The organism is Flavobacterium sp., assembly GCF_043773265.1.
In the GTDB taxonomy this organism is placed as follows: Bacteria; Bacteroidota; Bacteroidia; order Flavobacteriales; family Flavobacteriaceae; genus Flavobacterium.
Map to the genome: position 1 here is coordinate 18359 of NZ_JAYVFH010000030.1, position 21541 is coordinate 39899.

21 protein-coding genes are annotated in these 21541 nt (G+C 30.8%); 16 read left to right on the forward strand and 5 right to left on the reverse strand.

Features of this window, described 5'->3' with window-relative positions:
• Window positions 1–20: 20 nt before the first annotated feature.
• Window positions 21–2042: a S9 family peptidase gene (locus ACH2BO_RS01510; RefSeq protein ID WP_395042994.1), complete on the reverse strand. Its 2022-nt coding sequence runs from the start codon at window positions 2040–2042 to the stop codon at window positions 21–23.
• 200 nt (window positions 2043–2242) lie between these two features.
• Here ACH2BO_RS01510 and cyoE point away from each other — a divergent pair, with 200 nt between their 5' ends.
• The 8 genes from cyoE to ACH2BO_RS01550 all read left to right on the forward strand — a co-directional run bounded on the left by cyoE (window position 2243) and on the right by ACH2BO_RS01550 (window position 7390).
• Window positions 2243–3142 (forward strand): heme o synthase, encoded by a 900-nt coding sequence (gene cyoE, locus ACH2BO_RS01515; RefSeq protein ID WP_395043015.1) that lies wholly within the window; start codon window positions 2243–2245, stop codon window positions 3140–3142.
• Between the two features lie 2 nt (window positions 3143–3144).
• A complete protein-coding gene (locus ACH2BO_RS01520; RefSeq protein WP_395042995.1) occupies window positions 3145–3723 on the forward strand; it encodes a heme-copper oxidase subunit III in 579 nt (192 codons plus the stop codon).
• A gap of 42 nt (window positions 3724–3765) precedes the next feature.
• Window positions 3766–4800: a cytochrome c oxidase subunit 3 gene (locus ACH2BO_RS01525; protein WP_395042996.1), complete on the forward strand. Its 1035-nt coding sequence runs from the start codon at window positions 3766–3768 to the stop codon at window positions 4798–4800.
• A gap of 18 nt (window positions 4801–4818) precedes the next feature.
• On the forward strand, window positions 4819–5169 hold the full coding sequence (locus ACH2BO_RS01530; RefSeq protein ID WP_395042997.1) for a cytochrome C oxidase subunit IV family protein: 351 nt from the start codon (window positions 4819–4821) through the stop codon (window positions 5167–5169).
• A gap of 77 nt (window positions 5170–5246) precedes the next feature.
• Window positions 5247–5909 carry a hypothetical protein gene (locus ACH2BO_RS01535; RefSeq protein WP_395042998.1) on the forward strand — a complete coding sequence of 221 codons (663 nt, stop codon included), beginning with the start codon at window positions 5247–5249 and terminating at the stop codon, window positions 5907–5909.
• A gap of 9 nt (window positions 5910–5918) precedes the next feature.
• The gene (locus ACH2BO_RS01540) at window positions 5919–6545 is read left to right on the forward strand and encodes an SCO family protein (protein ID WP_395042999.1); all 627 of its coding nucleotides are present in this window, start codon (window positions 5919–5921) and stop codon (window positions 6543–6545) included.
• Window position 6546: 1 nt separating this feature from the next.
• Complete coding sequence (locus ACH2BO_RS01545; RefSeq protein WP_395043000.1) at window positions 6547–7131, forward strand: DUF420 domain-containing protein; 585 nt, start codon at window positions 6547–6549, stop codon at window positions 7129–7131.
• The gene (locus ACH2BO_RS01550) at window positions 7121–7390 is read left to right on the forward strand and encodes a hypothetical protein (RefSeq protein ID WP_395043001.1); all 270 of its coding nucleotides are present in this window, start codon (window positions 7121–7123) and stop codon (window positions 7388–7390) included. Before ACH2BO_RS01545 ends, ACH2BO_RS01550 begins: the two co-directional genes overlap by 11 nt.
• A 4-nt stretch (window positions 7391–7394) precedes the next feature.
• On the opposite strand, the gene ACH2BO_RS01555 is transcribed toward ACH2BO_RS01550, so the two are convergent.
• Window positions 7395–7661: a helix-turn-helix domain-containing protein gene (locus tag ACH2BO_RS01555; protein WP_395043002.1), complete on the reverse strand. Its 267-nt coding sequence runs from the start codon at window positions 7659–7661 to the stop codon at window positions 7395–7397.
• A gap of 111 nt (window positions 7662–7772) precedes the next feature.
• On the opposite strand from ACH2BO_RS01555, the gene ACH2BO_RS01560 reads away from it, so the two are divergent.
• From ACH2BO_RS01560 to ACH2BO_RS01575, 4 genes are read left to right on the forward strand one after another with little or no spacing between them, the layout of a single operon-like run.
• Complete coding sequence (locus tag ACH2BO_RS01560) at window positions 7773–9311, forward strand: hypothetical protein (protein ID WP_395043003.1); 1539 nt, start codon at window positions 7773–7775, stop codon at window positions 9309–9311.
• 1 nt (window position 9312) lies between these two features.
• Window positions 9313–9903, forward strand: coding sequence for a DUF6705 family protein (locus tag ACH2BO_RS01565; RefSeq protein WP_395043004.1), 591 nt, complete (start codon window positions 9313–9315; stop codon window positions 9901–9903).
• A 57-nt stretch (window positions 9904–9960) separates the two neighbouring features.
• Window positions 9961–10218 (forward strand): hypothetical protein, encoded by a 258-nt coding sequence (locus tag ACH2BO_RS01570; RefSeq protein WP_395043005.1) that lies wholly within the window; start codon window positions 9961–9963, stop codon window positions 10216–10218.
• 14 nt (window positions 10219–10232) lie between these two features.
• A complete protein-coding gene (locus ACH2BO_RS01575; RefSeq protein ID WP_395043006.1) occupies window positions 10233–10838 on the forward strand; it encodes a DUF6705 family protein in 606 nt (201 codons plus the stop codon).
• Between the two features lie 39 nt (window positions 10839–10877).
• Here the strand turns inward: ACH2BO_RS01575 and ACH2BO_RS01580 are convergent, their stop codons facing one another.
• Entirely contained in the window at window positions 10878–12269 is a 1392-nt protein-coding gene (locus tag ACH2BO_RS01580; RefSeq protein WP_395043007.1) for a DUF4403 family protein, read from the reverse strand.
• 144 nt (window positions 12270–12413) lie between these two features.
• On the opposite strand from ACH2BO_RS01580, the gene ACH2BO_RS01585 reads away from it, so the two are divergent.
• The 3 genes from ACH2BO_RS01585 to tsaB are packed head-to-tail and all read left to right on the forward strand — an operon-like array spanning window position 12414 to window position 15757.
• On the forward strand, window positions 12414–13787 hold the full coding sequence (locus tag ACH2BO_RS01585; RefSeq protein ID WP_395043008.1) for a TolC family protein: 1374 nt from the start codon (window positions 12414–12416) through the stop codon (window positions 13785–13787).
• Window positions 13788–13791: 4 nt separating this feature from the next.
• Complete coding sequence (locus ACH2BO_RS01590) at window positions 13792–15084, forward strand: efflux RND transporter periplasmic adaptor subunit (RefSeq protein WP_395043009.1); 1293 nt, start codon at window positions 13792–13794, stop codon at window positions 15082–15084.
• Between the two features lie 13 nt (window positions 15085–15097).
• On the forward strand, window positions 15098–15757 hold the full coding sequence (gene tsaB, locus ACH2BO_RS01595) for a tRNA (adenosine(37)-N6)-threonylcarbamoyltransferase complex dimerization subunit type 1 TsaB (RefSeq protein WP_395043010.1): 660 nt from the start codon (window positions 15098–15100) through the stop codon (window positions 15755–15757).
• A gap of 50 nt (window positions 15758–15807) precedes the next feature.
• Here the strand turns inward: tsaB and ACH2BO_RS01600 are convergent, their stop codons facing one another.
• Together ACH2BO_RS01600 and ACH2BO_RS01605 are read right to left on the reverse strand one after the other, a co-directional pair.
• Window positions 15808–16197, reverse strand: a complete 390-nt coding sequence (locus tag ACH2BO_RS01600) for a YtxH domain-containing protein (protein WP_395043011.1) — start codon at window positions 16195–16197, stop codon at window positions 15808–15810.
• Window positions 16198–16307: 110 nt separating this feature from the next.
• On the reverse strand, window positions 16308–16508 hold the full coding sequence (locus tag ACH2BO_RS01605; protein WP_395043012.1) for a dodecin family protein: 201 nt from the start codon (window positions 16506–16508) through the stop codon (window positions 16308–16310).
• A 156-nt stretch (window positions 16509–16664) separates the two neighbouring features.
• On the opposite strand from ACH2BO_RS01605, the gene ACH2BO_RS01610 reads away from it, so the two are divergent.
• Window positions 16665–21541 (forward strand): beta strand repeat-containing protein (locus tag ACH2BO_RS01610; RefSeq protein WP_395043013.1); only part of this gene is annotated, 4877 nt, incomplete at its 3' end.

The window sequence follows — 21541 nt, forward strand, 5'->3', positions numbered from 1 at the left end:
TTAAACTGCTTTTTATTTATTTATTCATAAGTCACTTTACTTATATCAACAGTTATTTCTTTCAGTCTTTTTTCAACTTCTGGTGTCATGCTCTCTTGAAAACGACCATTTAAATATTTTGCAAGAAATTTTTCAGCAGCAGCCAACATTGCCATATTGTTGACTGGTCTTGCAAATCCATGACCTTCGTCTGGTGCGAGAATATATTCAACAGGAAATTTTCTTTCACGTAATGCAATTACAATTTGATCTGATTCTGCTTTATTAACTCTTGGATCATTAGCACCTTGAACTACCATAAGTGGTTTTGTAATTTTGTCGGCAGCTGATAATGGCGATTGTCTAATAAGTTGTGCTTTTCCCTCTGGAGTTTCAGGGTTTCCCATTCGTAAATAAAAAACTTTTTTTATAGATTCCCAATAAGGCGGAATTGAATTTAAAAGCGTAATCAAGTTTGATGGTCCAACTATTGCAACTCCTGCTGCATAAACATCTGGAGTAAAAGCAACTCCAGCCAAAGTAGCATAACCACCATAGGAAACACCCATAATACCAACTCGTTTAGAATCGACAATTCCTTGATTTATTAAATATTGTGAACCCCAAGTTATATCATCTTGCATTTTTTGTCCCCATTCATTATTTCCGGCATTTAAAAACTCTTTTCCATATCCTGTAGAACCTCTAAAATTTGGCATTAATACAGCATATCCTCTATTGGCTAAAAATTGAGCAAAAGAATTGTAACCCCAATTGTCTCTAGCCCATGGACCACCATGAGGAACAATTATCAAAGGAAGATTTTTTGCATCTACACCTTTAGGTAATGTTAAATAAGCAGGAATTTCCAATCCATCAGATGATTTATATGAGATGGGTTGCATTGTTGCTAAATCTTGTGTTGGAATTTTTGGTCTTGGACTATATTGAAAAGTTATTTTTTTACTTTGTCTATCAAATAAGTATACTGCTCCAGGATTTACATCACTATAAGCATTAATTAACCAAAGATTTTCGTTGGTTGTTGACGAAGTAAAATTAATCTCTAAATTTGGCAATGCCGCTTTTATTATTTTATAATCTTTCTCAAAAGCTTGGTCTTTCCAATACCGAATATTTTTTTGATTTATATATGAAGTGTATATGATTTCTTTTGTTATTTCAGAAAAAGAAACATCATCAACATCCACTTTATTTAAAGGATCTTTTTCAATAAATTTTTCTGTTAAAGTTGCAGTATTTAATAGAATTAATTTGGTTAAATTATTTTCACTTCCTTTATTAGTAACAATATATATGTTTTTGTTTGATTTATCAAATCCATAAGGAGTTGCTTCTTCAAAAGGAGTTGTAGAATAAATTGTTTCAAACGATTCGTTGGTCATTCTTAAAATATCATTACTTCCATCATCATTTGATCTTGTGGCAAGTTGCAATTTGTCATCCCAATCAAAAACCCAACCTGTTATTCTAACTTTAGCAGAATTCTGATAAATTAATGTTTTTTCTCCAGTAGATATTTTAAGTTTGTAAAGATCATGCCATGCTTTATCTTTGTCATTTAATCCAATAAATATTTCGTCTGGGTTTGATTTTGGAACGGCATATATAAACACTCGAACTCCTTTTAAATTTGTTAAGTCTTTATTGAAAGGAACACTTTTTCCTTTTTTAGGATTTTCAGCTGGATCGACTGCATAAAGATTGAAATTTTCATCGCCACCTTTATCTTGAGAATACAAGACATATTTTCCGTTTCTTGACCAAAAATAGTTTCTAATTGGGCGTAAAGTATCCTCAGTAATAGGTTTTGCATCTGTAAATGCAGCTTCAGTTTTTTTTACCCAAATGTTTCGAGTGCCTTTATATACTTTTATAAATGAAATGAATTTTCCGTCTGGCGAAAGTTGAGCTCCTGTAATTTCAGGATTGTCAAAAAATATGGCTCTATCAATGATAGGTGGAAGCGCATTGTTTTGAGAATAACCAAAAATAGTAATTAATACTATTGCAATTCTAACGATTAATTTTACTTGTTTCATGATATTTGTAATTATAAATTAATATTCAATTAAATAACACAATGAGACCAGAACAATATAATTAATTTTATGTAGAATTAGTGGTTATCAAAGTTAATAAAAAAAACCAAGAAAAGATGTTTTTTATCACTACTTTTTTTGTCAAATCCTTTTTGATGAACTACTTTTGCACAAGTTTTAAAACAAAACAATAAAAATTGATTTCAACAACCAATTCACTTTCCATTAAGTCAGCTTTCATCGATTTTAAAGAAATTACCAAAGCAGGTTTGGCTGTAAGCGTACTTTTTTCTTCAATAGCTGGATATTTGCTTGGATTTGATGAATTACATCCTTTTTCTTGGACTATTTTAGTGATGTTGTCTATTGGTGGATATTGCATGGTTGGTGCATCAAACGCTTTTAATCAAGTTATAGAAAAAGACCTTGATGCTTTGATGGATAGAACTAAAAATCGTCCAGTTCCTGCAGGAAGAATGACAGTAACTACCGCATTAATAATTGCAAGTTTACTTACCATAATTGGATTAGTATTATTATATTTAATCAATCCTAAAACTGCAATGTTTGGAGCGATTTCTATATTTCTTTACACAAGTTTATACACACCATTAAAAACCAAAACACCATTATCTGTATTTGTTGGAGCTTTTCCAGGAGCAATCCCTTTTATGTTGGGTTGGGTTGCAGCATCAGGAAATTTTGGTATCGAAGCCGGAATGTTGTTTTTAATTCAGTTTTTTTGGCAATTTCCTCACTTTTGGTCAATTGGTTGGTTTTTATATGATGACTATGCCAAAGCCAATATTTACATGCTTCCAACTGGTGAAAAAGATACTAAAACAGCACTTCAAACTATATTATATACTATTTGGTTAATAGTTGCATCACTTTTACCATGTTTAGGTATTCCAGGACAATTATTTATTTCGCCAATTGCTGCAATTTTAGTATTTTTGCTCGGATTATGGATGTTGTTTTATGCTGTAAAACTATACCAACTAAGAACTGCAAAAGCTGCAAAAACATTAATGTTAACAAGTGTTTTTTATATTACCTTGTTGCAAATTATTTATATATTAGATAAATTTTTGAGATAATTATGATGACAATCGAAGAAGAAAAATCTCGTCAAAATCGTTCCTATAAGTTGCTGCTTATTTTTGCTATGATTAGTATGACTATGATGTTTGCAGGAATTACTAGTGCCTTTGTAGTAAGTAAATCTAGAACCGATTGGATGAAAAATTTTCAAATGCCAAATGCGTTTTTCATCAGTTTAATTCTAATTATTTTATGTAGTGTCACTATTTTTTTAGCAAAAAGTGCTATAAAAAAAGACAATAGAAATTTAACTACAATTTTTCTTTTAACCACTTTGGCATTAGGAATTGGCTTTGTAAAATTTCAATTTGAAGGATTCAATCAGTTGTATTTAAGCGGTTTAGTTCCGGTTGGTGGCACAGGTTCTATTACAATTTCGTTTATATATGTTGTTGTTATTACACATCTTGCACATCTTGCAGGAGGAATAATTTCACTATTAATAATAATTTATAATCATTTTAAACAAAAGTACAATTCGAGTCAATTCCTTGGTATTGAGCTTGGTGCAATGTATTGGCACTTTCTTGATTTCTTGTGGGTTTATTTGTTTTTATTTTTATATTTCTTTAAATAAGAAAAAAACGTAAATTTGAAAACTTTTTAATTAATAACTTTTATGGGAGCGACAGTTACTTCTAATACTGGACATAAAACTTGGGATGGCGGAAACGAGCCATTAGGAGCAAGCTACGGAAAATTAATGATGTGGTTTTTCATCATGTCTGATGCATTAACCTTTTCTGGATTTCTAGCTGCTTACGGTTTTTCTAGATTTAAATTTATTGAAACATGGCCTTTAGCCGACGAAGTGTTTACTCACTTTCCGTTTTTACATGGTGTTTCTGCACCAATGTATTATGTTGCTTTAATGACATTTATTCTAATATTTTCTTCTGTAACAATGGTTCTAGCTGTTGATGCTGGTCACCAAATGAAACAAAAGAAAGTAGCTTTCTACATGTTCTTAACAATTATTGGAGGTTTAATCTTCGTTGGTTCGCAAGCATGGGAATGGAAAAATTTTATTAAAGGTGAGTATGGTGCTGTTGAAACCAAAGGTGGAAGTATTCTTCAATTTGTAAATGCAAAAGGAGAAAGAGTAAAGCTAGAAGATTTTGCAGTAACTCTTGAGGAAGCTAGAACTCAACGTAAAAGGAGCAATGCATTATGGTTTGGTGAAGAAGGTTCTTTATCAACCTATTCTGTTGCTGAAGTTCAAGAAGGTTTTAAAGAAAATCCAGATTTATTGGTAAGAACAGAAGTTATTTTTGACGAAGAAACTTCTAAAACTGCTGTTGGAGTTCATCCAACATTAAATGATTTTAAATTTCATTCAAAGAAAAAAACAGTTTTAACTAGAGCAGAATCTGAAATAATGATGGCTAATGCTCATTTAGTTGTTGAAGGTGCAAATCTTCAAAGAAACGAATATGGAAGTAAATTGTTTGCCGATTTCTTTTTCTTCATTACAGGGTTTCACGGTTTTCACGTATTTTCTGGAGTAGTTATTAATATTATTATTTTTATTAATATCCTTTTAGGAACTTACGAAAAAAGAAGATCATATGAAATGATTGAAAAAGTAGGACTTTATTGGCACTTTGTCGATTTAGTTTGGGTTTTCGTTTTCACATTCTTCTACCTAGTTTAATTTTAGAAAATTATTATTATGTCACACGCACACGAATCAAATATATCAAGAATCTGGAAAGTGTTTTTTCTTCTTTCTGCAGTAACAATTGTTGAGGTTGCCTTAGGTATCGTAAAACCAGAATCATTACACATGACTAATTTTTTAGGCATGAACTTGTTAAACTGGATATTTATCACCTTAACAATTTATAAAGCATACTATATTGTTTGGGCATTTATGCACATGGAAGGCGAAACAACAGCACTAAGAAGAGCAGTAGTTTGGACCGTAATTTTCTTAATTATATATTTAGTTTTTATACTTTTAGTAGAAGCCAACTATATTTATGGAGTTTTTAAAAATTCAACCATTAAATGGAATTTTTAACACTATAATAATTCAAATAAAAGGTACGTATTGCGTACCTTTTTTTTATTTTTGCAATTCAAAATATCCAAAACTAAATGAAAAAGAATTTAGTACTAATTACACTTTTTATATTTCCAATTGTTGCCTATTTATTTTTTGCTTCAGGAGTGAATAGTTTTTCAAAATTGCCAATTATTACCACATCTGTTTCTGAACTTGGTGATTGGAAATCATCTTCAAATAAAAAAATAAAACTTAAAGGAAACATTTCAATTATAGGTTTTGCAGGAAAAGACGTTTATGGAAAAAGAGGAAATTATTTCAATTTAAGTCAAAAAATATATAACCGATACAGAGAATTCAAAGATTTTCAAGTTGTTATTATTGCTCCAATTGGCACTGAAAAACAAGTTGATGCAGTCATTCCAATGCTAAAACAAGTTTCAGATGTTTCTAAATGGCATTTTGTATTTGCAACACCATTAGAAATAGAATCGCTTCATGAAAGTTTAAAACTCCAAAATAAATTAGAATCAAGTTTAGGCAATTCTAATGTTTATATCATCGATAAAGAACTAAATTTGAGAGGAAGAAAAGGTGTTGTAAATAAAAAAGACTCTGAATATAGAGAAGGTTATAACACAAAAATGGTGTCAGAACTTCATAATGAGATGACAGATGATGTTAGAATTATTCTTGCAGAATATAGATTGGCATTAAAGAAAAATAATGCTGACAGAAAAAAATACGGTTTATAAAACTATAAAATGAAAAACAAATCCTACATCGGAATATCATTCATTATTTTAATTTTCGGAATTTATGTAGTTCCTAAAATCATAAATAAATTTAAAGGCAATGACTTAGTAGAAATTGGTCCAGCTCCAAAATTTGAGTTAACCAATCAGAATAATAAAAAAATATCCAATAAAGATTATGATGGAAAAGTATATGTAGTAGAGTTCTTTTTTTCTACATGTCCTTCAATTTGTCCAATTATGAATAAAAATATGGTTGGAATTCAGAACGAGTTTTTTGGAAATTCTAATTTTGGAATTGCATCCATTACAATTAATCCAGAAATTGATACGCCAGAAGTTTTAAAAGCTCATGCAAAAACTTTAGGAATAACTTCTGCCAATTGGCATCTTTTAACTGGCGATAAAGATTATATTTTGAATCTTTCTAATAAAGGATTTAATATTTATGCAGCAGAAAACTTTAAAGTAAATGGTGGTTTCGAGCATCAAGGATATTTTGCTTTAATTGATAAAAAAGGCATGATTAGATGTCGAAAAGATGATCAAGGAAATCCGATTATGTATTATTATGGATTAGAAAAAAGTGGAGTAAACGCCATTAAACAAGATATAAAATTATTATTAGAAGAATAAGATGAAAAAAAATTCATTAGAAAAAAAATTTAACACACCAATTTTAATAGTTTCATTATTGATTCCTTCTGTTGTTGTCATACTATTTAGTATAAAACTTAAAGATTTAGGAATAATTGTTGAACCATTATCGTTTTTGCCACCAATATACGCATCAATAAACGGATTGACAGCTTTAATATTAATAGTTGCAGTTCTTGCAATAAAAAACGGAAAAAGAAAACTTCACCAACAATTAATGACCACTGCAATAGCTTGTTCAGTCGTTTTTTTAATAATGTATGTCGCTTATCACATGACATCAGATTCAGTTAAATTTGGTGATACTAATTTTAATGGCGTTTTAGAAGCTTCGGAAAAAGCTTTAGTTGGAGCAACTAGATATTTATATTATTTTATCTTGATAAGTCACATTTTACTTTCAGTTATTGTAATACCTTTAGTGTTGTATACTTATGTATTAGCATTATCTCAAGAATTTGATAGGCATAAAACTTTAGCCAGAATTACTTTTCCAATTTGGTTGTATGTTGCAGTTACTGGTGTAGTTGTGTATTTAATGATTTCTCCTTATTATGTTAAATAAAGACAATAGAATAAAGAAAACAGAACATAGAATATCACGTAGAGGAATTGCTTTTCTCTATGTTTTATTTTCTATGATCTTTTCTCTAAATTTAAATGCTCAATGCGCCATGTGCCGTGCCTCGTTAGAAAGTGAAGGCAATGCAACCAAAGCCGAAGCAGTAAATGACGGAATTGTTTACCTTATGGGAATTCCGTATTTGTTGGTTGGTATTGTTGGGTATGTAATCTATAGAATGTATCGCGCTAAAAAAGTTTAGTTTTCTATTCAAAATCAAAAAAATCTTTTAACGGAATTTCTAATATTTTAGACAATAATTTGGTATTTGCTATTGTAGTATTTATCAAACCTCTTTCTATTCTACTAATTTGAGATATTTGAATATCAGCTTCATACGACAATTGTGCTTGAGAAATACCTTTTTCTTGGCGAAGTTGCTTTAATCGTTTGCCAAATTTTTTTAAAAATTCTATGTCTTTTTCTATAGCCACATACAAATTTGTAGCAATTAGAAAAAATAAAATAAGCATTTGTGCCTACATTAATATTTTTTGTATAGATTTGTTAGTAAGAAATAGATTATTATAATCATTTTTTAGCATTTTTTCTATAACCATTACTAACCAATAACCAAGAAGCTTATGAAACACTTATTAAAAAAGTTTGTTCTTTTATCGTATTTTTGTTTGGCAACATTTTTGTATTACAGTTGTACCCAAGAGAAAGAATACATTAATGGACAAAATCGAATTAATTTTGATTTAAAAGAAAAATCATTGAAAGAAGCACTCGACATGCCAATTTTTAACAACGCTTACAGTAAATTGACTAAGAAAAAATTTAGTTCATCTAGTTCTGAAACTGCGAGAACTGCACTCGAAGACCAGTTTGGGTTTACTATTGTGCCAGATGTTCCTGTAAAAATTATTACAAAACCTGACGGAACAGTATTTTTCACTTTGTTAATAGAACGAGAAGTAAAAGAGGAGTTGAAATTTGAAAATTTAATGATTCAAGTTAAAAATACTGAAACTTCTGCTGCGATTTTCAAATATACAATGGAAGAAAAAGCAATAAAAACAATGACTAATGATTATATTATTAAAGAAATTTTAAACTCACAATATACAGATTTGAATGTAGATGGAAAAATGTTCTTTAATTCAGGTGGTGAAACTTGTTTTGACACCTATATATGGAAGTGTGACTATGGTCTAGGATACACACATACAGCTTATAGCACATGCTTTAGTGATAATACTGCATATCCTGTAATATCTGTAGTTTGCATGGGTGATGGTGGTGGTCCAACAAGTCCAGACCCAACAAATGGCTCAGTGACAGTAACTGGTGGTGGCGGTGGTTCTCCTAATGATATTATTGAAACACCAACACCTTGTAGATCTGTTAATTGCATTGAGGCAGATAAAACTCCATGTGATGAACTTAAAAAACTTTTAATAATACCACCAGCAGGAACAATACCACTAGGAAGTAAAAATGTAAAACAAGCAATTGAAGATAATTATGCTGAAGTAACTTCACCAGGTGACCATGATCAAGAGGAAGGATATAGTCTTCTTTATAATTGCTCAACAAAACAAATGCAAACTGCACCTGCAATACATGTAGATGGAAATAAAGTAAAATACTATAGGTATCCATATACATTTGGTGGAACGCACTTTCACCAAGACGATTTAATACAGATGCTATCACATGATGATATTGGAACTTTACTTCAACTGCATAGAGATTTTGGAACTGGGTTAAGTGAAGATTGCAAAAACGATAGTAACTACCCTAAACCTGTACATTTAATGACATCAGCTCTTGGTATTTATGCCCTTACAATAGAAAATGAAACCCTTTTTTCAAATACTTTAACACCAATTTATAGTAATAATGAATTAAAAGAAGATTTCAAAGATAAAATAGAAGGAATGTATTCTTTTAATTTGTATAATAGTTCTACAAATGTTTGGAGTGATGATGTTTATGAATATGAAAAAATTCTATTGCGGTTTATTACTAATATTGGTAATGAAGACTGTTACAATATGGGCGTAGGATTATTTAAAGCCGAAACAGGTAACGATGGGAAAATTACTGGATGGGAACAACTTACAATAAAAAAAGTAAATAACAGTTACATTGTTGAACGAACTAAATGTTTATAATATGAAATATATATATCTAATAACAGTAATTATGACATTGTTTTCTTGCAATGCTCAAACAGTAATACCAATGAACAGCAACCTTGTTCCTTTCACTAATGGTGCGTACTATTCAGACACTGACTATGAATTGAATAAATATATTGGTACATGGAAATATGAAAACGGTAACGAAAATTTAATAATTGTATTACAAAAAATATTAAATCATCAATATCGGGGTTATTCTAAAGACATTTTAATTGGTGAATACAAATATGTTGATGCAACAGGAGTTACTATAGTAAATACTCTACCTTTGATGAATGTAGCATTGTCAAGTCAGTTATTACATAATATTAGTGGAGCTAATATTTTATATAAACTATCCTACCCTAAATGTTTAGAATGTGCCGACGATGAGTTTAGAGTAGATTCTAACATAGATGATCCTGAAAGAAATTATGTTGACTCTAAAATTGTTTTTAGATGGATGAGTCCGACACAAATAAAAGCGAAAATTTATTCAACAGGTTCACCTCTAAGTCCTGCAATAGACTCACCAACAACAATTAGAGTTCCAAATGTAGAATATGTTTTAAATAAAATTTAAATTAAATATTAAATTCCTCCAAAAGCTGTCCCTAAAAAGACAGTTTTTTTATTAAATTTGATTGATGAAAAAATTAATTGTATTGGATGTACACCAGAACAAATTGACAAAAAAGTTGATGATATAACCAAAGCTAGCGTTGATAAATACGGGTCAGATAAGTCAACTTTTGAGAAAACTTTTTTAGAGATGAATGATAATTGTGGTTTTTCAATTTATAAAGCTAACTCAGAATTAACCAATTGGACTAAATTAACAGTTACAAATCCAACGTTGGCAACAGCAGCAGTTTTACCATTACCATGTCCTAATTAAAAAAAGAAAATATTATGAAAAAAACAATAATAATTATACTATCTATTCTATCAATAGGATGCAAAGCACAAACAGAAATTATAGACATACTTGATAGAGGAGAAAAACGGCTTGGTCCTGATCAATATTATCAAGACACTAATGATTTATTAAACACTTATGAAGGTGTTTGGGTTTTTTCTGAAGGAACTCAATATTTAAAATTTATTTTAGAGAAAAAAGTATCTCATTATAATGGTGTTTATTATGAAGATGTAATAATTGGTGGCTATGAATATAAAGTTAATGGTGTAACACTTGTAAATACACTTTTAGATATTAATTCGAATTATACATATTCTATACAATATAGTCTTTCTGCTGATGGTTTTATAAGCAGTGATTTTTTTCCTTTATGTCCCGAATGTGACTCTAATGAAAAAAGATTAATGATGAGCTTTTCTGAACCATCAAGTGATTTAAGAGGTAGAATATATGCTAGAAGAATGAACATTGGTGGTCAAGAAGTATTAAAAATAAAACTACAAGGTTCTTCAAATAAATATCAGATTGCAGGTAATCCACCACAGCCAAATGATTTTGTTTTACCTTCTGGCACGTACACATTAATAAAACAATAATTAATACCCAAAAAGCTGTCCCTAAAAAGACAGCTTTTTTTATTCCATACCATCAATTTTTACATTCATTTTACCAGTTGTAGTAATAAAAGCAATAATGGCATTGTTGGTTAATTCAACTTTTTCAAATTCGAAATCGTTCATGGTTCCATTTACAAAAACTCCTTTCATGGGCGAAAAATTGTTTAAGTAAGGCAACATGCTTTTTTTGCCTTCGTCTAGATTTTCTTTTATAGAATATCGACAATTTTCTTGTATTTTCTTTAATATTATTCCTTGCAAAAGCCAATTGGCAGTTTTTGTTAAAATACCTTTAGAGTTTAAAACATAATCCATTTGGTCAAAATAAATTTCTTTGGTAATTGAATTATAATATGGTATTCCGCTCAAGTAAATGCTTCCGTTTACACTTCCTGTCATGTCTAAAGCTATAATCATTTTGCCATCTTTAGCCCACAAATCTACTTTTTGAACCACAATTTTTCTTGTGCCAGAACCAAATTCTTTTCCTTGAAAATTCTTAGTTATAATTCGTGAAGCACTTTCATAAGTAGAAATTGCCGCAACGGTTGCAACGGTTTTATCTGGCATTTTGGAAACTGCTTTAAAAGTAACAACTTCTCTATCAAAAGTATTTTTGGGTTGTTGCCCAACCATAGTTTGCATGCTACATTTTAATCCCAAATCCATTTCTATTTTGCTTTTTTTCAAAACTGCATCGGTTACATAAACTTCAATCGGAATCATTTTAAACCAAGTTTCATATTGTTCACTAGTTTCAAATGGTGTACTCATTTTTTCTAAAACATCAAGAACATATGGTTTAAAATCGCAAGATTTTTCTATTGCATCATCAATTTTCTTGGCAACTTTTGATTTAAAAATTGATAATGTTGGATTGATAATATAGGTAATTGGAACTTTTTTTCCTGCAACTAATATTGTTGGACTTTCGCTCCATTGAAAATCTTCAATTTTAGAATTGGTATTCATCTTCCAATTGGATAATTTGGCATCACTTATCAAAGTTATTGTTCCGTTCATATCAATTTCTCGAGTATCATTCAATCCCATAAATTCAGTGCCATATTTAAATTTAGACCATATTTTCAAAGGTAGTATCGATTGAATTTTTCCGTCTTTTTCAACCAGTTTTATAGTTCCAGTTTTCCAAATTTTCATTTCAGATTTATCGTCAGTAATGTCATTATCTTCATAAATCAATCCAGTTAACGATTTGTTCAACTGGTTTTCGATTTCTTTAAGTGTAATTTCCATTGGCATATTAACAAACGAAGTAGTTGTTTTATAAACCATAGGAACATTTTCTGATGGAACTGGTTTTAAAGATGCAATTTTGTTGGAAGTAGAACAGCCAAATAAGGAAGATAACATAATAATGAAAGTTAAATAAACAGGAATTTTTTTCATAAAAAAATTAAAATTGATATTTTTAAGGTGTGAATGTAACAAAAAAACAAAACTAACGTCTGATAAGAATATGTTAATTTACTAATTTTGATTTAAAATCACTTAAATTTGCATGAATTTATTTTCAATTTTGAAATAAAAAGGATGAAGAAAATTTATTATTTATTAGTTTTTATTTTGGTTTTTGCAAGTGGAACTTCTAACGCGCAAAGTAAAAAATGGACTTTAGAAGAATGTGTTGAATATGCTTTAAAGAATAATATTACTATAAAGCAGACAGAATTAGACATAAAATCGACAGCAATTGATAAAAAAGCTGCGTTTGGAAGTTTTCTTCCAACAGTAAACGCCAACGCTTCACATTCTTGGAATATTGGTTTAAATCAAAATATTACTACAGGTTTACTCGAAAATCAAACTACACAATTTACATCTGCTGGATTAAATTCGGGTATTGATATATATAACGGACTTCAAAATCAAAACCGTTATAGAAGAGCAAAATTGGCAATAGTTGCCGCTCAATATCAATTAGACAAAATGAAAGACGATGTTTCTTTAAATGTTGCAAATGCATTTTTACAAATATTATTTAATAAAGAAAATATTAAAGTTCAAAAAGAGCAATTGTCAAACGATGAAAAACAATTTGCCAGAACTCAAGAATTAGTAAATGTTGGAACCATTCCAAGAGGTGATTTGCTTGATGTAAAAGCTACAGTTGCTGCAGATAAACAAAGAGTTGTGGCTGCAGAAAACAATTTGTATTTGTCTAAATTGAGTTTGGCGCAATTATTACAATTAGAAAATTTTCAAGAATTTGATGTTGCCGAAACCAATTATGAAGCAAAACCAAGCGAAGTAATGGTTCAAAAACCAGAAGATATTTTAGCAAAAGCCAAAGAAGAAAGAGTTGAACTGAAAATTGCAAAAACCAATTTAGAATTAGCCGAAAAAGATGTAACCATTGCCAAAGGTGCTTTTATGCCAAGTGTTTCTGGTTTTTATAGTTTTAGTACAAGAGCAAGTTATTCTGATAGAATTGTTGGCGTTGATGGAAGCGGAAACCCAATTTTTTCTGGTCCATTACCATTGTTTGATCAGTTTAGTAATAATAAAGGTCACAATTTTGGAGTACAATTAAACATTCCAATATTTAATGGATTTGTTGTAAAAAATAATGTAGAACGTTCTAAGATTTCTTTAGAAAGAACCAAAATTTCTAAACAACAATCAGAACTCGATTTAGAGCGAAATGTTTATACAGCAATTATTGATGCAAAAGGTGCGTTAAACAGTTATGAATCAGCAGTTACAGCATTAGAAGCTAGACAAGAAGCATACAATTATGCCAAAGAAAGGTATGCAGTTGGAATCATGAATGCATTTGATATAAATCAGGCACAAACACTTTTTGTAAACGCTCAATCAGAAGTTTTAAGAACCAAATACGATTATATTTTTAAAGTAAAAGTTGTTGAGTTTTATTTCGGAATACCAATTTCAAAAATTAAATAATATCATGTCAAAGAAAAAAATTTACATATTAATAGCAGTACTATTTGCTTTAGTTATCACTTTAATTACATTATCAAAGATGGGTGTAATTGGAAATAAAGATAAAGGAGTTGAAGTTGAAACAGCCAAAGTTGATGAAATTACAATTGTAGAAACCGTTTCGGCAACAGGAAAAATTCAACCAGAAATAGAAGTTAAAATATCGTCGGAAGTTTCCGGAGAAATTATTGCTTTACCAATTAAAGAAGGACAAGTTGTAAAAAAAGGTGATTTATTGGTAAAAATAAATCCAGATTTATATACTTCTGGTTACAACAGAACTTTGTCTAATTTATCTGGAACAAAAGCAGGATTAAGTCAAGCCGATGCGTCATATAAAGAAGCAAAAGCAAGTTATGACAGAAGTAAAACATTATATGATAAAGGAATTATTTCAAGATCAGAATGGGATAAAGCAATTGCATCTTTTGAAGTAGCACAAGCAAGTAAACAATCGTCATATTATAATGTACAAAGTGCAAATGCAACCGTAAAAGAAGCTAAAGACAATCTTGGCAGAACAACAATTTATGCTCCAGCAGACGGAACAGTTTCTATGCTAAATGTAGAACTTGGAGAACGAGTTCTTGGAACACAACAGATGACAGGAACTGAGATTCTAAGAGTTGCCAATTTAAACAATATGGAAGTTGAAGTTGATGTAAATGAAAACGATATTGTAAAAATAAATGTTGGAGATTCTGCCAATGTTGAAGTTGATGCTTATTTAAAAAAAGTGTTTAAAGGTATTGTAACTAGTATTTCTAATTCGGCAAGTGCAACAACTACAGCAGATCAAGTAACCAATTTTAAAGTAAAAATAAGAATCGTAAAAGAATCCTATTTAGATTTATTAGAAGGAAAACCAGAAACATATTCGCCGTTTAGACCAGGAATGACAGCTACAGTTGATATTATTACAACAAGAAAAGAAAAAGTAATTGGTGTTCCAATTAGTTCTATTGTTATGAAATCTGACACAGCTGCAACAAAGAAATATGAATTCAAAGATGAGGAACAGGATAAAAAAGTAACTGCCAAATCAGACAAAAAATTTGAATGTGTTTTTGTAAAAGTTGGTGATAAAGCCAAAATTAGAATTGTAAAATCAGGAATTCAAGACGATACTAATATTGAAGTTATTTCAGGTCTAAAAAAAGGAGATGTTGTTATTGTTGGACCATATAATACTGTAACCAAAGATTTGAATTCTGGCGATAAAATAACTATTGCCGAAGCAAATAAAGAGAAAAAATAGCACCTATTTATTTATGAGCTATATTCTAAATATTGAAACTGCAACAAAAAACTGCTCTGTTACTATCGCTAAAAATGGTAAAACTATTTTGTGCAAAGAAATTTCAGAATTGGGTTACTCACATGCCGAGAAATTACATGTTTTTATAGAAGAATTAATTAATGAAGTTGGAATAACTTTCAAAGAATTATCTGCTGTAGCTGTAAGTAAAGGTCCAGGTTCATATACTGGATTGCGAATTGGAGTTTCTACCGCCAAAGGTTTGTGCTACGGATTAGATATTCCTTTAATTGCAATTGATACATTAACAATCTTGGCACATCAAGTAAAAAAAACAGATGGATTGATTATTCCAATGATCGATGCCAGAAGAATGGAAGTTTATACAGCTGTTTTTGATTCAAATAAAGAAATGATTGGTAATGTTAAAGCAGAAATTCTAAAAGAAAATAGTTTTTCTAATTTTGATGAAACTATATATTTTATTGGAGATAGTAATGAAAAAGCAAGAACAGTTTTAATCAAAGACAATTTTATTTTTTTAGATGAAATTGTATATCCATCATCCAATGAAATGAGTTCAATTTCAATGCTAAAGTTTCAAAACAATGATTTTGAAGATGTAGCTTATTTTGAACCTTATTATTTAAAAGATTTTATGTTTGCTAAATAAAAAAATCACGCATGTAGCGTGATTTTTTTTATAAAGATAAAATTCTGAAATTAATCAGCATCTTCTTCAACTCTATTTTCAGTATCCTCAGCTTTAGAAGTTGCTTCTTCAGATGCGTCGTCAGTAAAAGAATTGACTTTTTCTTTAACAGTATTTACTGCATTTCCAGCAAATTCTTCAGCTTTATCAGCAAATTCTGATGCTTTTTCTTTTACAGTTTCTACAACATTTTCAATTGCATCACTTGCAGCAGGTACGTATTCGCTTACTTTTTCTTTAGCAGCTTCTGCAAAATCTTCAACTTTTTCCATTAATGGAGCTGCAGCTTCTTTAGCATTTGCAATAGCATCTGTAGCAAAATTTTCTGCTTTGTCTACCAATGCATCAACGTCAACATTAGCTTTTCCAAACAATCCTTTAATAAAACTTCCTATTCCCATGATTTTTAGTATTAAAATTAAAATGCAATTATACGCATTTTTTATGATTTTATAAATATAAATTCTAAAAAGCGTCCGTTTTCAAGAACGCTTTTATGTCTTATTTTAAATTACTCAATCTCAAAAGTTAATTTTAAATTAACTCTATATTCTGTAACTTTTCCGTCATTAACAGCTGCGCTATGTTCTTGAACATAAACTGAGCGAATGTTTTTTAAAGATTTTGCAGCTTGTGTAACTGCTTTTTGTGTTGCATCTTCCCAGCTTTTTTCTGAGCTAGAAAGTACTTCGATTACTTTTAATACTGCCATAATAGTTTTATTTTTAAATTAAGAAATAAAGGTAATAAAATTTATAAAATAAGTATTCAAATCAACGTAGAAAAATAATTACAAATTTTAATAAAAACCACTAATGTTTAGCCAAATTGTGTTAAATTGGCATCCTCAAAAAAACAATTCAAAAGTATGATTTTCAAGTTGTTCTCAAATATAAAATTAAGAGTATTAATTATAGCATTGCTAGTACCAATTTCGCATTTTTCACAAAATTTATTAGTAAATGGTGATTTTCAAAGCGGTAATGGAGTTGGTTTTAGTTTAAATGGTGCAGGATATTCTGAAATTGTTGCTCCTTTTTCGGGAACTACATTGCCAGGAAACTTTGCATTTACAGGCAATCCGCAACCAATGAATACTGCTAATTTCATTGCGCTTGGCGATCATACAACTGGCACAACAAGAATGATGGTGATTGATGGAAACAATACTGGCGGAGCACAAAGATTTTGGCGTGCAGGAAATACTGGTGGTGGAGTTTGCGGATTAACTATTGGAACAACTTATACCTTTAGTTATTGGATAAGATCTGTTTCTAATACCGTTACAAATTTAGCAACACAAGCAGATATTGGTATACAATTTAATAATACAAGTTCTTTTGTTTTGACATCTGGAAGTGCAATTGCACCATTGCCAGCATCAGGTTGGCAAAAAGTAGTTTATACTTTTGTTCCAAATAATAGTTGTGTCAACATTGAACTATGGAACAATAATACTAATCCTGTAGGAAATGACTTTGCTGTAGATGATTTTTCTGTAACTGCACCACCACAACCATTAGCACTTACATATTCTTTAACAAATAGCACTTGTTTTGGAGCAAATAATGGTTCTCTTTCAATTTATGGAATAAAAGGAGTTACTCCATATGTTTCCTATTCTATTTCTGGAACTGCTTCTGCCACAAATCCAACAGGGTATTTTCCTGGATTACTTCCCGGAACTTATACTATTTCTGTTACAGATAGTAATGGTACTACGGTAACTACATCTGGAATTATTATTACTCAACCCAATAATTTGACAGTTAGTTCAAATGCAACCATTTGTAGCGGAACACCAACTACTTTAACAGTTAGCGGAAGTACTAATCCATACACCTGGATAGCATCGCCACCAGATGCTACATTGACAACACCAAATAGTGCTTCACCAAGTGTTAGTCCAACACAAACAACAACTTATACTGTAACTTCTTCAACAATTTCTAATACAAATTTAGTTTTTAATGGAAATTTTACTCAAGGAAATGTTGGATTCTCTACAGATTATCAATATTTAAGTGTTACAAATCCTTCTGGAACTCAAGGAACTTATGGAGTTGTAACCAATTCTAATACTTGGTTTGGAGGATTTTCTTCTTGCGTCGATCACACTTCTGGCACAGGAAATATGATGGTCTTTGATGGTTCTATATTAAATTCTGGAAATGATAAAATGTGGTGTCAAACGATTCCAGTAACACCAGGTCAAAACTATACATTTAGTTATTGGGTGCAAACTGTTGCTGCCACAAATCCTGCTAATATTGAGGTTTTAATTAATGGAACTTCAATTAGTGGATTAGTAGCTGCGCCAGCCACAACTTGTGGTTGGGTTCTAAAAAATTATGTTTGGAATTCTGGCGCAAGCACATCAGCTCAAATATGTATGTATGATAGAATTACAGTTTCTGGAGGAAATGATTTTGCAATTGATGACATCTCATTTTCAACTTCTACAACTTGTAATTTGTCAAATTCTGTAACTATTACAGTAAATAATTCGCTTACACCAGCAATAAGTTGTGGAGCAATTACAGCAAGTACAATTGTTTTTAATTGGTTGGCTTTAACTGGATCAACAAGTTATAATATAAGCTATACAATTAATGGTGGAGGATCAATAAATGGCGGTTCTGTTACAACTCCAGGTTATACTGTATCTGGTTTAAGTAATGGAAGTAGTGTATCAATCACTATAACACCAATTGGAACTGGATGCTTTGTTCCATCAAATCAAACCTGTTCAAATTCTGTAACATGTCCTCCAGTTGTTGGAAGTGTAACTATACAACCAACTTGTACAACTCCAACAGGAACAATTGTAGTAACAAGTCCAATAAATTCTCCAACATTACCAACTCTAACAGAATTATTTATTTCTGAAGTTACAGATGAAGATAGTGGAGCTTTAACTTATGTTGAAATTTTTAATGGTACTGGTGTTGCAAAGAATCTTGCAAATTATAAATTAAAAATCTATAACAACGGAAATGCTTTTACATCTTGTGAATTTCCTTTGGCAGGAGTTTTAAATAATAATGATGTTTATGTAATCTCAGTTGGAAGCGTTGTTAATCAAGGTGGTGTAATTCCAGATTTAGTTGTTTCTACTTGTGCAGGAGTAAATAATAATGATAATATTAGATTGACATCAAGTACAGATGTTGAAATTGATTTATGGGGAAGAACCGATGGAGTTATTTTTACACCTGCAAATTTACCAGGTTATACTTATAGAAGATTATCAACAGCAACACATCCAACATTGGTTTGGAATACAGCAGATTGGACTGCTTTAGACCCTCAAGATTATACAAACGTTGGAAGTTATACCTATCAAACTGCTGTTTATGAGTATAGTGTTAATAGTACACTTTATCAAACAAGCCCAACATTTTCATTATTAGCTCCAAACACTTACAATGTTACTGTAAAAGATTTAGTTACTGGATGTGTTTCTAATCCTATAGCATTAGTTGTAAATGCTATTCCTGTTATTCCTGCGCCAACAGTTACATCACCATTGTCTTATTGTTTAAATGCAACTGCAAATCAACTAACTGCAACCGCATTAAGTGGAGGATCTTTAAACTGGTATGGAACAAATTCAACTGGAGGAACCGCATCAGCAACTGCTCCAACACCATTAACAACTAGTATTGGTTCAACTACATATTATGTTAGTCAAACTGTTGGTGGTTGTGAAGGACCAAGAGCAGCAATTATTGTTAATGTTGTTGCTAATGGATTATCATTAAATTTATACTGTGATACAGCTCTTTCAACACCAACATCACTTTATTTTGATTTTAGTAATGTAGGACAATCAAATTTTAGTTACAGTTACTCAATATCTGGAGGAACACCAATTACTGGTACATGGGTTGCTCCATCTCATTTTATTGTTAGCGGATTAACATCTGGACAAACTGTTGTTTTTAATCTTTCTGCAAATGGAGTTTCTTGTGTTACTCCAATGTCTGCAACTTGTAATACAGCATGTTCAACTACAATAACGCCAAATTTTGCTGCAATTCCATCTATTTGCTCAGGCGGAACTGCTCCTACACTATCAAATACTTCTCCAAATGGAATAGTTGGAACTTGGTTGCCATTAACTATAAGTAATACAGCTTCTGGAAGTTATGTGTTTACACCTAATAGTGTTTTAAATCCATGTGCAAATACACAAACTTTAAATGTTACAGTTACATCTCCAGTAACTCCAACTTTTGCAAGCATTTCACCAATTTGTGCTGGTGCAACATTATCAGCATTGCCAACAACATCAACTAATGGAATAATTGGAACTTGGTCACCAGTTATAAACAATACTTTAACTACAACTTATACTTTTACTCCAAATATTGGTCAATGTGCTGTTAATAAAATAATAATAATTACAGTTAATCCTAATGTTACTCCAACTTTTAATCCTGTAACATCAGTTTGTTCTGGCGCAACACTTTCTCCATTACCTACAACATCAATAAATGGAATTGTTGGTACTTGGTCACCAGCATTAAATAATACAGCTACTACAACCTATACTTTTACTCCAAATACTGGGCAATGTGGAACTACCACAACACTCACAATTACTGTAATAAATCCTACAATTGTTCCAACTTTTAATGCAGTTTCACCTATTTGCTCTGGCGGATCTTTGACATCCTTGCCAACCAATTCTAATAATGGAATTTCAGGAACTTGGTCACCAGCTTTGAATAATACATTAACTACCACTTATACTTTTACACCAGTTGTTGGTCAATGTGCACTTTCAACTACCTTACAAATTGTTGTTAATCCAAATATTACTCCAACTTTTATTGCTGTTCCTAGTTATTGCTCTGGCTCTACAATACCATCGCTTCCAACAACATCAACTAATGGAATTACTGGAAGTTGGTCGCCAGCAATTAATAATTCAACTACTACAACTTATACATTTACTCCAACTGCAGGACAATGTGCTACTACAAAAACGTTAATTATCACAATCAATACAAGAATTAATCCAACATTTTCAGCTGTCACACCTGTTTGTTCTGGAAATACAATCACACCATTACCAACTACTTCTAATAATGGGATTGCTGGAAGTTGGTCGCCATCATTAAATAATACATTAACAACAACTTATACATTTACTCCGTCAATAGGTATTTGTGCTAATACTACAACTTTACAAATTGTTGTCATTCCTCAAACTACGCCAACTTTATCTATAGTTTCTTCTTGCAATACAAATACTGTAACGGTTTTGTCACCTGTTGGAATTGATTATCAATATTCTTTAGATGGATTAGCTTATCAATCAAGTGTAAATTTCTCTGGATTAACTGTTGGATCTCATAATATTGTTGCAAATCAAATTTCTTCAAATTGTTTTTCTAATGCGGTTGTGTTTTCTATCTCTTCTAGTTCTAATGATGTTGTAACAACTAATCCTTTACCATTACAATACTGCGATCCAGACAATGATGGTAATGGAATATTCGATTTAACACAAGTGATACCAACAATAACTGGAGGTAATCCTTACATTGTTAGTTTTCATGAAACTATAATTGATGCACAGAATAATGCAACTTTAATTCCTAACCCATTAAATTACCCAACTATCGCTGCCTCACCAATAACCATCTACGTAAGAGTAGCATCAACTACGACAACCTGTTTCAATATAGTAGAGTTACAATTAATAGTAAATCCAACACCAGAGGCGTTAACACC

What these genes read in the sequence shown, in the direction of transcription:
- ACH2BO_RS01560 (WP_395043003.1), top strand. Translation starts at nt 7,773, where the DNA reads ATGAAACACTTATTAAAAAAGTTTGTTCTTTTATCGTATTTTTGTTTG.
- ACH2BO_RS01600 (WP_395043011.1), bottom strand. Translation starts at nt 16,197, where the DNA reads ATGGGAATAGGAAGTTTTATTAAAGGATTGTTTGGAAAAGCTAATGTT.
- ACH2BO_RS01580 (WP_395043007.1), bottom strand. Translation starts at nt 12,269, where the DNA reads ATGAAAAAAATTCCTGTTTATTTAACTTTCATTATTATGTTATCTTCC.
- tsaB (WP_395043010.1), top strand. Translation starts at nt 15,098, where the DNA reads ATGAGCTATATTCTAAATATTGAAACTGCAACAAAAAACTGCTCTGTT.
- ACH2BO_RS01525 (WP_395042996.1), top strand. Translation starts at nt 3,766, where the DNA reads ATGGGAGCGACAGTTACTTCTAATACTGGACATAAAACTTGGGATGGC.
- ACH2BO_RS01585 (WP_395043008.1), top strand. Translation starts at nt 12,414, where the DNA reads ATGAAGAAAATTTATTATTTATTAGTTTTTATTTTGGTTTTTGCAAGT.
- ACH2BO_RS01520 (WP_395042995.1), top strand. Translation starts at nt 3,145, where the DNA reads ATGATGACAATCGAAGAAGAAAAATCTCGTCAAAATCGTTCCTATAAG.
- ACH2BO_RS01545 (WP_395043000.1), top strand. Translation starts at nt 6,547, where the DNA reads ATGAAAAAAAATTCATTAGAAAAAAAATTTAACACACCAATTTTAATA.
- ACH2BO_RS01590 (WP_395043009.1), top strand. Translation starts at nt 13,792, where the DNA reads ATGTCAAAGAAAAAAATTTACATATTAATAGCAGTACTATTTGCTTTA.
- ACH2BO_RS01605 (WP_395043012.1), bottom strand. Translation starts at nt 16,508, where the DNA reads ATGGCAGTATTAAAAGTAATCGAAGTACTTTCTAGCTCAGAAAAAAGC.
- ACH2BO_RS01550 (WP_395043001.1), top strand. Translation starts at nt 7,121, where the DNA reads ATGTTAAATAAAGACAATAGAATAAAGAAAACAGAACATAGAATATCA.
- ACH2BO_RS01510 (WP_395042994.1), bottom strand. Translation starts at nt 2,042, where the DNA reads ATGAAACAAGTAAAATTAATCGTTAGAATTGCAATAGTATTAATTACT.
- ACH2BO_RS01530 (WP_395042997.1), top strand. Translation starts at nt 4,819, where the DNA reads ATGTCACACGCACACGAATCAAATATATCAAGAATCTGGAAAGTGTTT.
- ACH2BO_RS01575 (WP_395043006.1), top strand. Translation starts at nt 10,233, where the DNA reads ATGAAAAAAACAATAATAATTATACTATCTATTCTATCAATAGGATGC.
- ACH2BO_RS01555 (WP_395043002.1), bottom strand. Translation starts at nt 7,661, where the DNA reads ATGCTTATTTTATTTTTTCTAATTGCTACAAATTTGTATGTGGCTATA.
- ACH2BO_RS01565 (WP_395043004.1), top strand. Translation starts at nt 9,313, where the DNA reads ATGAAATATATATATCTAATAACAGTAATTATGACATTGTTTTCTTGC.
- ACH2BO_RS01535 (WP_395042998.1), top strand. Translation starts at nt 5,247, where the DNA reads ATGAAAAAGAATTTAGTACTAATTACACTTTTTATATTTCCAATTGTT.
- ACH2BO_RS01540 (WP_395042999.1), top strand. Translation starts at nt 5,919, where the DNA reads ATGAAAAACAAATCCTACATCGGAATATCATTCATTATTTTAATTTTC.